10 protein-coding genes are annotated in these 13,803 nt (G+C 61.0%); 5 read left to right on the top strand and 5 right to left on the bottom strand.

The features are described 5' to 3' along the window. Window positions 1-249: 249 nt before the first annotated feature. Together HNQ83_RS24035 and HNQ83_RS24030 are read right to left on the bottom strand one after the other, a co-directional pair. Window positions 250-825 (bottom strand): ANTAR domain-containing response regulator, encoded by a 576-nt coding sequence (locus HNQ83_RS24035; RefSeq protein ID WP_175391245.1) that lies wholly within the window; start codon window positions 823-825, stop codon window positions 250-252. A gap of 15 nt (window positions 826-840) precedes the next feature. Then, complete coding sequence (locus tag HNQ83_RS24030; RefSeq protein WP_175391244.1) at window positions 841-2,052, bottom strand: CmpA/NrtA family ABC transporter substrate-binding protein; 1,212 nt, start codon at window positions 2,050-2,052, stop codon at window positions 841-843. Window positions 2,053-2,279: 227 nt separating this feature from the next. Between HNQ83_RS24030 and HNQ83_RS24025 the strand changes: the two genes are divergently transcribed. Next, complete coding sequence (locus tag HNQ83_RS24025) at window positions 2,280-3,299, top strand: quinone-dependent dihydroorotate dehydrogenase (protein WP_175391243.1); 1,020 nt, start codon at window positions 2,280-2,282, stop codon at window positions 3,297-3,299. A gap of 238 nt (window positions 3,300-3,537) precedes the next feature. Here HNQ83_RS24025 and rmf read toward each other — a convergent pair whose 3' ends face one another. Beyond that, a complete protein-coding gene (gene rmf, locus HNQ83_RS24020; protein WP_003223300.1) occupies window positions 3,538-3,753 on the bottom strand; it encodes a ribosome modulation factor in 216 nt (71 codons plus the stop codon). 529 nt (window positions 3,754-4,282) lie between these two features. Here rmf and rlmKL point away from each other — a divergent pair. Beyond that, window positions 4,283-6,553, top strand: a complete 2,271-nt coding sequence (gene rlmKL / locus HNQ83_RS24015; protein WP_175391242.1) for a bifunctional 23S rRNA (guanine(2069)-N(7))-methyltransferase RlmK/23S rRNA (guanine(2445)-N(2))-methyltransferase RlmL — start codon at window positions 4,283-4,285, stop codon at window positions 6,551-6,553. 143 nt (window positions 6,554-6,696) lie between these two features. Continuing rightward, entirely contained in the window at window positions 6,697-9,096 is a 2,400-nt protein-coding gene (locus HNQ83_RS24010) for a GGDEF domain-containing protein (protein ID WP_175391241.1), read from the top strand. 126 nt (window positions 9,097-9,222) lie between these two features. On the opposite strand, the gene dacB is transcribed toward HNQ83_RS24010, so the two are convergent. Then, a complete protein-coding gene (gene dacB, locus HNQ83_RS24005) occupies window positions 9,223-10,683 on the bottom strand; it encodes a D-alanyl-D-alanine carboxypeptidase/D-alanyl-D-alanine-endopeptidase (protein ID WP_175391240.1) in 1,461 nt (486 codons plus the stop codon). A 233-nt stretch (window positions 10,684-10,916) separates the two neighbouring features. Here dacB and HNQ83_RS24000 point away from each other — a divergent pair, with 233 nt between their 5' ends. Further along, window positions 10,917-11,261, top strand: coding sequence for a YggL family protein (locus tag HNQ83_RS24000; RefSeq protein WP_007971486.1), 345 nt, complete (start codon window positions 10,917-10,919; stop codon window positions 11,259-11,261). 156 nt (window positions 11,262-11,417) lie between these two features. Here HNQ83_RS24000 and HNQ83_RS23995 read toward each other — a convergent pair whose 3' ends face one another. Then, window positions 11,418-12,608 (bottom strand): benzoate/H(+) symporter BenE family transporter, encoded by a 1,191-nt coding sequence (locus tag HNQ83_RS23995; RefSeq protein ID WP_175391239.1) that lies wholly within the window; start codon window positions 12,606-12,608, stop codon window positions 11,418-11,420. 349 nt (window positions 12,609-12,957) lie between these two features. Here HNQ83_RS23995 and HNQ83_RS23990 point away from each other — a divergent pair, with 349 nt between their 5' ends. Next, window positions 12,958-13,722: a GntR family transcriptional regulator gene (locus HNQ83_RS23990; RefSeq protein ID WP_007971481.1), complete on the top strand. Its 765-nt coding sequence runs from the start codon at window positions 12,958-12,960 to the stop codon at window positions 13,720-13,722. Window positions 13,723-13,803: the final 81 nt, after the last annotated feature.

Genomic DNA, 13,803 nt, shown 5'->3' with positions numbered 1-13,803 from the left:
GGCCAAAACAAAAAAACGCCGCTACCCGATTCGCCAGGGGCAAATGGGGTGAGCGACGTCTTTGTCGTAGGTGGGGCAACCGCCGTTGGTTACCTGTGGTGATTACTTAGCGAGATTTGTGCCAACAGCTGAAATCGGGTTGTTGCCGTTCGCGAGCAGGCTCGCTCCCACAGTTGATTTGTGTGAGGTGCAATTCCCTTGTGGGGGCGAGCCTGCTCGCGAAGGCGATCGAAGATTCACCACAAGGCTTCAACCCAGCAACTCACTCATGGCAATGATCTGCTCCGCCACCTGGATCAACTTCTGCTGGCGGCTCATCGCCTGGCGGCGCATGAGGGTGTAGGCCTCTTCTTCGTTGCAGTCCTTCATCTTCATCAGCAGCCCCTTGGCCAGCTCGATACGCTTGCGCTCGGCCAGTTGCTGGTCGCGGGCGTGCAGCTGGGCGCGCAGGGCCTGGTCGCTTTCGAAGCGTGCCATGGCCACGTCGAGAATCGGCTGCAGGCGTTGTGCGTGTATGCCTTCGACAATGTAGGCACTGACCCCGGACTTGATCGCCTGGCGCATCACATCGGGGTCGTGTTCGTCGGTAAACATCACGATCGGCCGTGGCTGGTCGCGGCTCACCAGCACCACTTGTTCCATGACATCGCGGCCCGGTGACTCGGTATCGATCAGGATCACGTCCGGGCGCACCGTTTCGACGCGTTCGGGCAGGTCGATGGTCAATCCGGATTCGTCGATCACCTCAAAACCGGCCTCGATCAGGGCCGCTTTCAGGCGCCCGACTTTTTTCGCGGTGTCGTTGATCAGCAGGATACGCAACATGTTCGCAGTCTCCTGTCAGCGGCTGGCGAAAAGGGGCGAGCTGTCGCTCATGGCGTGCAGTTTGAAACTGCGGGCATAACCGGCCGGATCAGAACCGTCCCAGACCTTGCCATCGATCAACTGGCTGCTGCGCATTTCCTTGTCCGTAGCGGCAACGCCGACCGCGGTGGCCGCCTCTCGATACAAGTCTAGTTGCTGGACCTGACGGGCCACCGCCGGGTAATCCGGATCGTCACGCAACAACCCCCAGCGGCGGAACTGGGTCATGAACCACATGCCATCGGACAGGTACGGCAGATTCACCTCGCCTTCACCATGGAAACGCAAGGCGTGCGGGTCTTGCCAGCGATTGCCGAGACCGTCGGCATAATCGCCCAACAGGCGCGGTTCGATGCAGTCGAGCGGGGCGTCGAGGTATTGCGGCGCGCTGAGCAATTGCGCGGTGCTGCGGCGGTTCTCGGTGCTGTCTTCGATGAAGCGGCTGGCTTGTAGAATCGCCATCACCAACGCCCGGGCGGTATTGGGGTATTGCTCGACGAAGGCGCGGGTGCAGCCCAGGACCTTTTCCGGGTGATCGGGCCAGATGGTCTGGGTCGTCGCCAGGGTAAACCCGAGATCCTGCTGCACCGCGCTGGCGGACCATGGCTCGCCGACGCAGAAACCGTCGATGCGGCCCGCTTGCAGGTGCGCAACCATTTGCGGCGGTGGCACCACCACACTGTCGACATCCTGCAACGGATGAATCCCCTGACTGGCGAGCCAGTAATACAGCCACATGGCGTGAGTGCCGGTGGGGAAGGTCTGGGCGAAGGTCAGTTTTGGGCGAGTTTGGTGCACGTGCCGATGCAGTGCCTCAGGACCGGTCACGCCCAGGCCCTGTAAGCCGTGGGAGAGGTTGATGCTCTGGCCGTTCTGGTTCAGGCCCATGAGCACGGCCATGTCAGTCGCGGCCACGCCGCCGATGCCCAGGTGCACGGCGTAGATCAAGCCGTACAGGCTGTGGGCGGCATCGAGTTCGCCGCTGACCAGCTTGTCCCGCAAATTGGCCCAGGACGACTGGCGCTTGAGGTTCAGGGTCAGGCCGTAGGGCTGGGCAAAGCCCTGAGTGGCGGCGACCACTACCGAGGCGCAGTCGCTCAGGGCCATGAAGCCGAGGTTGATTTCGGTCTTTTCCGGGGCATCGCTGCCATTGACCCAGGCCAGAGGGCCGGCTGACGGTTCGTTCATCGCATGTTCACCTTGCAAAAAAAAGCGTCGTCCCGGGGCCTTGCACGCGCAAGGGCGGGTGACGACGCCATTGTCCTGGCACACATTCCGCCATTGGCATGGGTGCTGATGCCTGGACGGGTGCAAGGCATATGCCATCGTGGGCTGTTTTTCTTGTGCGCCTCGCCTGTGGACCTGTGCCCGGCTATAATCGCCGCCACTTTTCGCCGCCTGAGTCCAACTCGCCCATGTACACCCTGGCCCGTCAGCTGTTGTTCAAACTTTCCCCGGAAACTTCCCACGATCTGTCCCTGGACCTGATCGGCGCGGGTGGGCGTCTGGGGCTCAACGGCTTGCTGTGCAAGGCGCCGGCGAAGTTGCCGGTGAATGTCATGGGCCTGGACTTCCCGAACCCGGTGGGTCTGGCGGCCGGTCTGGACAAGAACGGTGCAGCCATCGACGGCTTTGCGCAGCTGGGTTTCGGTTTTGTCGAAATCGGCACCATCACTCCGCGCCCGCAGCCGGGTAACCCGAAGCCGCGTTTGTTCCGCCTGCCGGATGCCGAGGCGATCATCAATCGCATGGGCTTCAACAACCTCGGTGTCGATCACCTGCTGGCCCGCGTTGCGGCAGCCAAGTACAAGGGCGTGCTGGGCATCAACATCGGCAAGAACTTCGATACCCCGGTCGAGCGTGCGGTCGACGATTATCTGATCTGCCTGGACAAGGTCTATGCCCACGCCAGCTACGTGACGGTCAACGTCAGCTCGCCCAACACTCCGGGCCTGCGCAGCCTGCAATTCGGCGACTCGCTCAAGCAGTTGCTGGCTGACCTGGCCACGCGCCGGGCGGAGTTGGCGCTGCGTCACGGCAAGCACGTACCGCTGGCGATCAAGATCGCCCCGGACATGACCGACGAGGAAACCGCCCAGGTCGCCCAAGCGTTGATCGAAACCGGCATGGACGCGGTCATCGCCACCAACACCACCCTGAGCCGCGTGGGTGTCGAAGGTCTTGAGCATGGTGACGAAGCCGGTGGTCTGTCGGGCGCACCGGTTCGGGACAAGAGCACCCACACCGTGAAAGTGCTGGCGGCGGAGCTGGGCGGTCGCTTGCCGATCATCGCGGCGGGCGGTATCACCGAGGGCAAGCACGCGGCCGAGAAAATCACCGCGGGCGCAAGCCTGGTGCAGATCTACTCGGGCTTTATCTATAAAGGCCCGGCGTTGATTCGTGAGTCGGTCGACGCTATCGCAGCCCTGCGCTGATCCCTGTAGGAGCGAGCCTGCTCGCGAAGACTTCCTGTCGGGCGGCATCCATGTCGGATCTGATGGCCTCTTCGCGAGCAGGCTCCCACAGGTGCGTTTGCGGCTTCAGGTTGATTTAGCAGGCATAAAAAAGGGCCCCTCAAAAGGAGCCCCTGGGCCGTAGCCCGCCGTCCGGATGGGACGTGCGTGGTTAATTCGTTGCGTACTCAGATTGTCGTGTCGGAGTGTGTGCCCTGTGTTAGCCGACGGCGTGAAGTTCGTTGAGTCTGTGGATTCCCGCAGTGCCGGTCATACCGTCCCAGTTGTCGCCGCGTCCTTCTCGCCAGCCGTTAATCCAGGCTTGACGTACCGACGGTAGAGTAAATGGGCAAAGCTCACGGGATTTACCACCTACGCCATATTGATATCCGCGCAAAAATGCTCTTTCCAACGGATCACGCTTAAGTCTTCTCATAGGGTGTAGCCCTCACTTGTTGACTGTTTTTATCGCGTCGACCTCAATCGAGGTCAGGCAGAAAAACTCTGCCGTTGGGGGCTCGCTGCCGGCGTGGCGAGCCAAGGTGTTGGCGTCATTGCGGCGCCAACCTGTATTGAGTTCTAACCAATGCGTCACATCGAGGGAATGATCGTTTTGTCATAAGGACGTAACTATTAATGTGCTAAGGCCATAAGTAACTCGATGTTCCTTGCGTATTTATGAGTTAAAGCCCTGTATGATCGGCCCCCCGCAGGATGAAGGGGTTAATCCTTTGGTGAGAATGCCTCGCGTTGCTGCGAGCATTTTTCGACGAAGGGTCGACTTATGACATTTTGTTGCATCAACTTTTTTATCTGTCCTTGCATCTAAGCTCATTTAACCCGAGCAGCAGGGGTGGAACGGCACACCTTCGTGCCACGCGGGCGCTCTTCGAGAAAAGCGCCTGATTGAAAACCGGGCCGGCAATGCGTTGCCGGTTCACTCAGCCAAAGGCGCAGAAACCCTCATGTCCGATCGTTTTGAACTCTTCCTCACTTGCCCAAAAGGCCTTGAAGGCCTGCTTATCGAGGAAGCCGTCGGGCTTGGCCTTGAGGAAGCACGTGAGCACACCTCTGCCGTGCGCGGCATGGCCACCATGGAAACCGCTTATCGCCTGTGCCTGTGGTCGCGCCTGGCCAACCGGGTGCTGCTGGTACTCAAGCGTTTCCCGATGAAAGACGCCGAAGACCTCTATCACGGCGTGCTGGATATCGACTGGCAAGACCACATGCTCAATGACGGCACACTGGCCGTGGAATTCAGCGGTCACGGCTCGGGGATCGACAACACCCACTTCGGCGCCCTGAAGGTCAAGGATGCGATCGTCGACAAACTGCGCACACCGCAGGGTGACCGTCCGTCCATCGACAAACTCAACCCGGACCTGCGCATTCATCTGCGCCTGGACCGTGGCGAAGCCATTCTCTCCCTCGATCTTTCAGGCCACAGCCTGCACCAGCGCGGCTATCGCTTGCAGCAAGGTGCGGCGCCGCTGAAGGAAAACCTCGCGGCGGCGATCCTGATCCGTTCCGGCTGGCCACGTATCGCGGCCGAAGGCGGCGCACTGGCGGACCCGATGTGTGGTGTGGGTACCTTCCTGGTTGAAGCCGCGATGATCGCCGCCGATATCGCGCCGAACCTGCGCCGTGAGCAATGGGGTTTCACCGCCTGGCTGGGCCACGTGCCGGCGCTGTGGAAAAAACTCCATGAAGAAGCCTCCGAACGCGCGGCGGCCGGTCTGGCCAAGCCGCCACTGTGGATTCGTGGTTATGAAGCCGATCCGCGCCTGATTCAGCCGGGCCGCAACAACGTCGAACGTGCCGGCCTGAGCGAATGGATCAAGATCTACCAGGGCGAAGTCGCGACCTTCGAGCCGCGCCCCGACCAGAACCAGAAAGGCCTGGTGATCTGCAACCCACCGTACGGCGAGCGTCTGGGCGACGAGGCGAGCCTGCTCTACCTCTACCAGAACCTTGGCGAGCGTCTGCGTCAGGCCTGCCTGAACTGGGAAGCGGCGGTGTTCACTGGCGCGCCGGACCTGGGCAAGCGCATGGGCATCCGCAGCCACAAGCAGTATTCGTTCTGGAACGGCGCCTTGCCGTGCAAGCTGCTGCTGATCAAGGTGCTGCCGGATCAGTTCGTCACCGGCGAACGTCGCACCCCGGAACAGCGTCAGGCCGAGCGTGAGCAGGCTGAATATGATCAGGCGCCGAGCGAGCCGCAAGAACGCAAGTACAACAAGAACGGCAACCCGATCAAGCCGGCTCCTGCGCCCGCGCCGGTGGTCGAGCAGCCGCGCCTGAGCGAAGGCGGGCAGATGTTTGCCAACCGCCTGCAAAAGAACCTCAAGGCCCTGGGCAAGTGGGTCAAGCGTGAAGGTATCGACTGCTATCGTGTCTACGATGCCGACATGCCGGAATATTCCATGGCCATTGACCTGTATCAGGATTGGGTCCACGTCCAGGAATACGCCGCGCCGAAATCCATCGATCCGGAAAAAGCCTCCGCACGCATGTTCGATGCCCTGGCCGCGATTCCGCAGGCGTTGAACATCGACAAGAGCCGCGTGGTGGTCAAGCGCCGCGAGCGCCAGAGCGGCACCAAGCAGTACGAGCGCCAGGCGGCACAGGGCAAGTTCGTCGAAGTGAACGAAGGCGGTGTGAAGCTGCTGGTGAACCTCACCGATTACCTCGACACCGGCCTGTTCCTCGACCATCGGCCAATGCGCATGCGCATTCAGAAAGAGGCGGCCGGCAAGCGCTTCCTCAATCTGTTCTGCTACACCGCCACCGCCAGTGTTCATGCGGCCAAGGGCGGTGCGCGCAGCACCACCAGCGTCGACTTGTCGAAAACCTACCTGGACTGGGCGCGGCGCAACCTGTCGCTGAACGGTTTTTCCGACAAGAACCGTCTGGAGCAGGGCGATGTGATGGCCTGGCTGGAAGCGAGCCGTGACGAGTACGACCTGATCTTCATCGACCCGCCGACCTTCTCCAACTCCAAGCGCATGGAAGGCATTTTCGACGTGCAGCGTGACCAGGTGCAATTGATCGACCTGGCCATGGCACGGCTGGCAACCGGTGGTGTTTTGTACTTCTCCAACAACTTCCGCAAGTTCGAGCTGGAGGCCAATCTCAGCGAGCGTTATGCGATCGAGGAGATCACTGCCCAGACCCTCGATCCGGATTTTGCCCGTAATGCCAAGATCCACCGCGCCTGGAAAATCACGGCTCGTTGACGCTTAGTGTGATTGGATCCACAGAGCCTTGATTTTCAAAGGCTCTTGGATTCTTTCAGCGCTGGTCAAATTAGTGGCTAATAGCTATAACTCAACTCACGGCCAAAGGGCTTTCCCGCACCTGGCGTTTTGAGTTGCGTTTTATGTCGTTGCACGCCGTGCGCCCAAAGATCCTGGGGTTTATCAGCGAAGATGTCTCGGCCTGGCTGGTCGTGCTCCTGGTATTGTTCGTCGGCGGGATTCTCACCGGGTTGCTGGCCTGGTCGACACTCAATCTGTTTCACCATCAATTACGGCAACGTTTCCAGCTGCTGGCCAGTGAACGTTACAGCCGTATCGAAGAACGTTTCGAAGACCAGGAGCAGCGCCTCGATGGCCTGCGCCGGTTCTTTGCCAATTCCGATTCGGTCTCCCGAGAGGAATTCAACGGCTACACCCAACCCCTGTTGCACCGTACCCAGGCGTATTCGTACGCTCAACGGGTTAGTGGCGAGCAGCGGGCGGCATTCGAGCAGCATGCCCGAGATGAGGGCCTTACGGGTTTTACCTTGCGCGAACTCAATGCCGACGGCCAACTGCAATTGGCCGCTGAACGGGATGAGTACGTGGCGGTGCTGTACAGCCAGACGCAAAGCAAACTCGGCGCGCCGCTCGGCTACGACCTGCTGGCCCAACCGATGCGCCGCGCCACGCTGGAGCGTGCCGACCAGCATGGGCGCATGGCGGTGTCGCAACCGATGCACCTGGTCAGCATCGAGCCGGCCTATGCGCGGGGCGTGCTGCTGGTCGCGCCGGTCATGCCGCGCAATCACCCGGGTGGTGCGACTGCCAAACCGTTCGGTTATGTCATGGCGGTGATCAGCATGCGCCAGTTGCTGGCGGACGGTTTGCCGGAGGCGGGCCGTGATTATCTCTCGGTGCGTATCCTCGACTTGTCCACAGAGGAACAGCACGAAGTGCTGTTTGAGTCGCCGAACGCGCCTGCCATCAGTGAGTTGTCCGCGACCCGGCTGCTGCGCCTGGCTGATCACGATTATCAGGTCGACATCCAGCCCAGCGAGGTTTTTCTGCAGGCCAACCATTCGTCCGTCACCACGATGGTGGTGCTCGGCGGATTGCTCAGTGTGTTGCTCAGTGCGCTGCTTTACGTGCTGGTCAGCCAGCGGCAACGAGCGTTGAGAATGGTCGAGCAGCGGACCCAGGAATTGCACGCCCGCGAACAGGAGTTGCGGGGAACCCACGGCCAGTTGCGCGGCGTGCTCAATGCCGCCACCCAAGTGGCGATCATCGCCACCGACCTGCGCGGGGTGATCAGCACCTTCAATGCCGGTGCCGAACAAATGCTCGGCTACGCCGCCGCCGATGTGGTGGGGCACATGACGCTGGAAAACCTGCATCTGCCCCGGGAACTCGCGGCGCGGTCCGCCGAGTTGAGCGCGCGATTCGGCAAACCGGTGCCGACCTGCCACGCGATGCTGGTCGAGAACAGCATCGAGGGTGGGCACGCGGCACGGGAATGGACGCTGGTGCGCGGCGATGGCAGCCACTTGGCCGTCAACATGCTGGCCACGCCGGTGCTTGATGAGCAGGGGCTATGGGTCGGGCACCTGGCCGTCTGCATCGACATCACCGAGCGCAAGCGCGTGCATGAGGCGCTGGCTGCGCGGGACCTGCTGTTGAAGAAACTCAGTGCCCACGTGCCCGGCGGGATTTACCAGTTCAAAATGGAGTTCGACGGTCGCTTCAGCGTCATCTACGCCAGCGACGGTATCCGCGAGATCTATGAACTCGACCCGGACGTGTTGTTGCTGAATGCCGAGGCGATCTTCACGCGAATCCACCCTCAAGACACGACGCGCGTCCGCGCCTCGATCCGGGCGTCGGCGGACAATCTCAGTCCGTGGCGCGAAGAATATCGCGTGCAACTGCCCGAGCGCGGCCTGCGCTGGGTTCGGGGCGAGGCGACCCCGGAGGAGCTGCCCGGTGGTGGCGTGCTGTGGCATGGCTATATCTCGGACATTTCCGATATGAAACGGGTGGAGGAAGAGCTGCGCGCTCTGTCCATCACCGACTCCCTGACCGGTATTCACAACCGCCGCTATTTCCAGGAACGCCTGACGACCGAGATGGCCCGGGTCGAGCGCGGTGGTGGCGAACTGTCGGTGATCATGCTCGACATCGACCACTTCAAGCGCATCAACGACCAGCACGGCCATGCCGTGGGAGACCGGGTGTTGCAGGCGCTGTGCGAACGCATCGGCCAACGGTTGCGCCGCACGGATGTGTTCTGCCGCTTGGGTGGCGAAGAGTTCATGGTGCTGTGCCCGGACATCGGTGGCGAACAGGCCCATGTGCTGGCGCTGGAGTTGTGGCAAAGCTTGCGCGGTGCACCGATTGACGAAGTGGGGGTTGTCACGGCCAGTTTCGGCATTGCCAGTTGGCGGGTCGGCGAGGGCGCGGATGCGCTGCTGCTGCGGGCGGATTCGGGGGTTTATGCGGCGAAGCAGGCGGGCAGGGATCGGGTGCAGGGGGAGATGAACTGAGCCAGGTCTGAACACAATCACTGTGGGAGCGAGCCTGCTCGCGAAAGCGGTCTATCAGTCACATCGATGTTGAATGTGCTGCCGTCTTCGCGAGCAGGCTCGCTCCCACAGTTGATTGAGGCGTGCTTACAAAACCGAAGCCGTCTGCGGCGCTTTCGGCTGGCGATACAGGTCCAGCAGCACCTGATCGAGCACCGACGATGCACCGAACGGGGCCTTGTCGTTGAGGATCGCCACCACCGCCCAGGTATTACCGTTGACGTCGCGGCTGAATCCGGCAATCGCGCGCACCGTGTTCAAAGTGCCGGTCTTGACGTGGGCTTCACCGCGCATCGCAGTGGTTTTCAGGCGTTTGCGCATGGTGCCGTCCGTGCCGGCAATCGGCATCGAACTGATGTACTCGGCGGCGTATGGGCTGCGCCACGCGGCTTGCAGCATCGAGGCCATTTCCCGGGCGCTGACGCGTTCGGAGCGGGACAGGCCGGAGCCGTTCTCCATCACCAGGTGCGGGGCGGTGATGCCTTTCTTCGCCAGCCACTGCCGGACCACGCGTTGGGCGGCCTTGGCATCGTCGGCGTCGGCGTCGGTGCGGAATTTCTGGCCCAGGCTCAGGAACAGCTGCTGGGCCATGGTGTTGTTACTGTATTTGTTGATGTCGCGGATGATCTCCGCCAAATCCGGCGAGAACGCCCGCGCCAGCACCTTGGCATCTTTCGGCGTTGGCGCCAGTACATCCCTGCCCTGAATGCTGCCACCCAGCTCCTTCCAGATCGCACGCACGGCGCCGGCGGTGTAGGTCGCATGGTCAAGCAGCGACAGGTAGGTCTGCGAGCTGCAGCCTTCACCCAACTGACCGCCGACCGTGACCGTCACGCTGCCATCGGCCTGGGGCACCGGGTTGTAACGCACGCCGCCGGTGCATTGCTTGGAATTGATGGCCTTGACCTGGTTGTCGATGCGAATGCTGGCGATGGGTGGCTCGACCGATACCAGCACCTTGCCCGAGTCGTTGCGTGCAACGAAGCGCAGGGCCTTGAGGTTGACCAGCAACGCGTCGGGTTTAACGAGAAACGGTTTGTTCTCGTCGTTGCCGTCGTCGTTGAACTCGGGCAGTTGCGGTTGCACGAAGAAGTTTTTATCCAGCACCAGGTCGCCAGTGACCTGGGTCACGCCGTTGGCGCGCAGGTCACGCATCAGCAGCCAGAGCTTTTCCATGTTCAGCTTCGGATCACCGCCACCCTTGAGGTAGAGATTACCGTTGAGGATGCCGCCGCTGAGGGTGCCGTCGGTGTAGAACTCGGTTTTCCACTGGTGGTTCGGGCCGAGCATTTCCAGGGCCGCGTAGGTGGTGACCAGTTTCATGGTCGAGGCCGGGTTGACCGACACGTCGGCGTTGAAAATGGTCGGGGTGCCGGGGCCGTTGAGGGGAATCATCACCAGCGACAGGGCGTTGTCCTGCAACTTGCTGGCCTTGAGAGCTTTTTCAACGTTGGGCGACAAGGCGGTGTTGATCGGGTCAGCGGAAACGGGGAGGGCCAGCGGGAACAGGAGGCTGGCCAGCAGCAGTGGACGTAACGATTTGATCATGTGAAATAAAACCCTGCAGCCGAGGGGAAATAGACGAGGGCATGAACATGAAAGCCCTCAGCGGTCATTAAAGTGTCGGCATTATGCCCCAAGGTATCCTGGCTTGTGCCGTGCCTTGGTCTTGTTATCGGCTATTTTTTTACCGGCGGTAGGGTGCGCGCCGTTCAGAGGCGGGCAATCGGCGCCTTAAACTGCTAAAGTGCCGGCCGTTATTACTTAAGAGGATTGTTCCAATGGCGACTAACCGTTCCCAGCGTCTGCGCAAAAAACTGTGCGTCGATGAATTTCAAGAGCTGGGTTTCGAGCTGAACCTGGATTTCAAAGAAGATTTGGCTGACGAAGCCATTGATGCTTTCCTCGATGCGTTCCTCAAAGAAGCCATGGAAGCCAACGGTCTGGGCTATGTTGGCGGCGACGACTACGGTCTGGTTTGCCTGCAGAAGCGTGGCTCGGTCAGCGCTGAACAGCGCGCTGCCGTTGAAGCCTGGCTCAAAGGCCGCACCGAGCTGACCAGCGTTGAAGTCAGCCCGCTGCTGGACGTCTGGTACCCGGAAAAGCCGATCAATCCGGTAGCTTGATGTTCTAAAAAACGGCGGCCCGAGGGTCGCCGTTTTTTTATGCCTGCTTTTTGTAGGAGCGAGCTTGCTCGCGATGGACTTAAGAGCACCGGGTTTATCCAGGAAACACGCGTTTTCGTTAACGACCATCGCGAGCAAGCTCGCTCCTACAGGCCATCAGGCCTTGCGCCAATTGAGGATCACCAGCGTCACCACCCCCGCCACAATCCCCCAGAACGCCGACCCGATGGAAAACAGCGTCAGCCCCGATGCCGTGACCATAAAGGTGATCAGCGCCGCTTCACGCTCCTTCACTTCGCTCATGGCAATGCTCAAACCGTTGATGATCGAGCCGAACAACGCCAGTGCGGCAATCGACAGCACCAGTTCCTTGGGCAGCGCGGCAAACAACGCTGCCAAGGTCGCGCCGAATACGCCGGCGATCCCGTAGAAAACGCCACACCAGACCGCGGCGGTGTAGCGTTTGTTGCGATCCTCATGGGCGTGCGGCCCTGTGCAGATCGCTGCGCTGATGGCGGCAAGGTTGATCCCGTGGGAGCCAAAAGGCGCGAGTAATAAGGAAGCGATACCGGTGGTGGTGATCAGCGGCGAGGCCGGCACGGTGTAACCGTCAGCGCGCAGCACGGCGATGCCCGGCATGTTTTGCGAGGTCATCGCCACCACAAACAACGGTATGCCGATGCTGATCGTGGCGGCGAGGGAGAAGTGCGGTGTGGTCCAGACCGGCGTGGCCACTTCCAGGTGGAAACCGCTGAAATCCAGCAGCCCCATGAATCCCGATATCGCCGTGCCGATCAACAGCGCAGCCAGTACCGCATAGCGCGGTGAGAGGCGCTTGACCACCAGGTAGGTGAAAAACATGCCCAGCACCAGCGCGGTCCGATGCTGGGCGGCGACGAAGATTTCGCTGCCGATCTTGAACAGGATCCCCGCCAGCAACGCCGCCGCCAGCGACGCGGGGATTTTTTTCACCAACCGTTCGAAGCTGCCGGTCAGGCCACAAATCGTCACCAGCACCGCGCAGGTGATATAGGCCCCGATGGCTTCGCCATAGCTCACGCCGCCCAGGCTGGTGATCAGCAACGCCGCGCCGGGGGTCGACCAGGCAATGGTGATGGGGGTGCGATAACGCAACGACAGGCCGATCGAGCACACCGCCATGCCAATGGAAATCGCCCAGATCCACGAGGAAATCTGCCCGCTGGTCAGGCCCGCCGCTTGCCCGGCCTGAAACATCAGGACTAGGGAGCTGGTGTAGCCGGTCATCATGGCGATGAACCCGGCGACGACGGCCGACGGTGAGGTATCGGCCCAGGGGCGGAGTTGAGTGTGCGTGGCGTCGTTCATGACGGCGATGTTCCTTATACATATGAAGATGTCCGCAGCAGCACAACCCTCTGTGGGAGCTGGCTTGCCAGCGATGGCGTCCTGAATCACGCTGCAAGGCTGGATGGCCTCATCGCTGGCAAGCCAGCTCCCACAGGGGGCGGCGTGGGCCGCGAATTCTGTGAACAAGCCTAAACTCAAATGTAAGCAGGCATTGCTATACAGCAGAAGCGACAAACAGCCGTACAGTCGTGTTGCCACCATCCATTGTGTACAATTGCAGTGTTTTTTACGCGATACTTGCCAGCGACCCACTGTGCCGTATTACAGTCACGGTCAATTCGCCGCAGTTCTCCCGACTCGAGTGCCCATGAACGAACAGTTGCAACCCCTCAAGAAACAACCGCGAGCAGGCAAAGCCGGCCGCAGCGGTACCCAGGACGATATTGTCTACGCGCATATCTTCGAGGCCATCCTCGAACAGCGTCTGGCGCCCGGCACCAAGTTGAGCGAAGAAGCGCTGGGGGAAATCTTCGGGGTCAGCCGCACCATCATTCGCCGTGCGCTGTCGCGCCTGGCCCATGAAGGCGTGGTGCTGTTGCGGCCGAATCGCGGCGCCGTGGTTGCAAGTCCCAGCGTGGAAGAGGCGCGTCAGGTGTTCATGGCCCGACGTCTGGTCGAACGCGCGATCACCGAGCTGGCGGTTCAACACGCCACCGCCGAGCAGATCGCCGAGTTGCGACAGATGGTCAACGACGAGCGCGACAGTTTCTCCCGTGGCGATCGTGGCGCCGGTATCCGCCTGTCGGGCGAGTTCCACCTGAAACTGGCCGAAGCGGCGAAAAACGCGCCGTTGATCAGCTTCCAGCGCAGCCTGGTGTCCCAGACATCGCTGATCATCGCCCAATACGAAAGCGGCAACCGCTCCCACTGCTCCTACGACGAGCACACCCAATTGATCGACGCCATTGAGAAGCGTGACGCTGAACTGGCAGTCAACCTGATGATGCATCACATGGATCACATCGACAGCAAGCTCAACCTTGACGAGGAAAGTGCTTCGGATGATTTGCATGCGGTGTTTTCGCATTTGTTGCAGACCAAGAAGCCGGGGCGGTCGCCGGCGAAAATCTGATAGACCGCATCGCGCCCTTCGCGAGCAGGCTGAACTGGTCAAGTAATCCCGGACACCGTTTACGGTGCTTATGCCGCTTTT

It is taken from the genome of Pseudomonas sp. C2B4, assembly GCF_013359695.1.
In the GTDB taxonomy this organism is placed as follows: Bacteria; Pseudomonadota; Gammaproteobacteria; order Pseudomonadales; family Pseudomonadaceae; genus Aquipseudomonas.
Note: the sequence above shows the minus strand (reverse complement) of the source record. Positions and strands in the feature narration are given on the sequence as shown.

Coding starts and splice junctions, on each gene's coding strand:
- HNQ83_RS24030 (WP_175391244.1), bottom strand. CDS start 2,052: ATGAACGAACCGTCAGCCGGCCCTCTGGCCTGGGTCAATGGCAGCGAT.
- HNQ83_RS24000 (WP_007971486.1), top strand. CDS start 10,917: ATGGCGACTAACCGTTCCCAGCGTCTGCGCAAAAAACTGTGCGTCGAT.
- HNQ83_RS23995 (WP_175391239.1), bottom strand. CDS start 12,608: ATGAACGACGCCACGCACACTCAACTCCGCCCCTGGGCCGATACCTCA.
- HNQ83_RS24010 (WP_175391241.1), top strand. CDS start 6,697: ATGTCGTTGCACGCCGTGCGCCCAAAGATCCTGGGGTTTATCAGCGAA.
- rmf (WP_003223300.1), bottom strand. CDS start 3,753: ATGAGAAGACTTAAGCGTGATCCGTTGGAAAGAGCATTTTTGCGCGGA.
- dacB (WP_175391240.1), bottom strand. CDS start 10,683: ATGATCAAATCGTTACGTCCACTGCTGCTGGCCAGCCTCCTGTTCCCG.
- rlmKL (WP_175391242.1), top strand. CDS start 4,283: ATGTCCGATCGTTTTGAACTCTTCCTCACTTGCCCAAAAGGCCTTGAA.
- HNQ83_RS23990 (WP_007971481.1), top strand. CDS start 12,958: ATGAACGAACAGTTGCAACCCCTCAAGAAACAACCGCGAGCAGGCAAA.
- HNQ83_RS24025 (WP_175391243.1), top strand. CDS start 2,280: ATGTACACCCTGGCCCGTCAGCTGTTGTTCAAACTTTCCCCGGAAACT.
- HNQ83_RS24035 (WP_175391245.1), bottom strand. CDS start 825: ATGTTGCGTATCCTGCTGATCAACGACACCGCGAAAAAAGTCGGGCGC.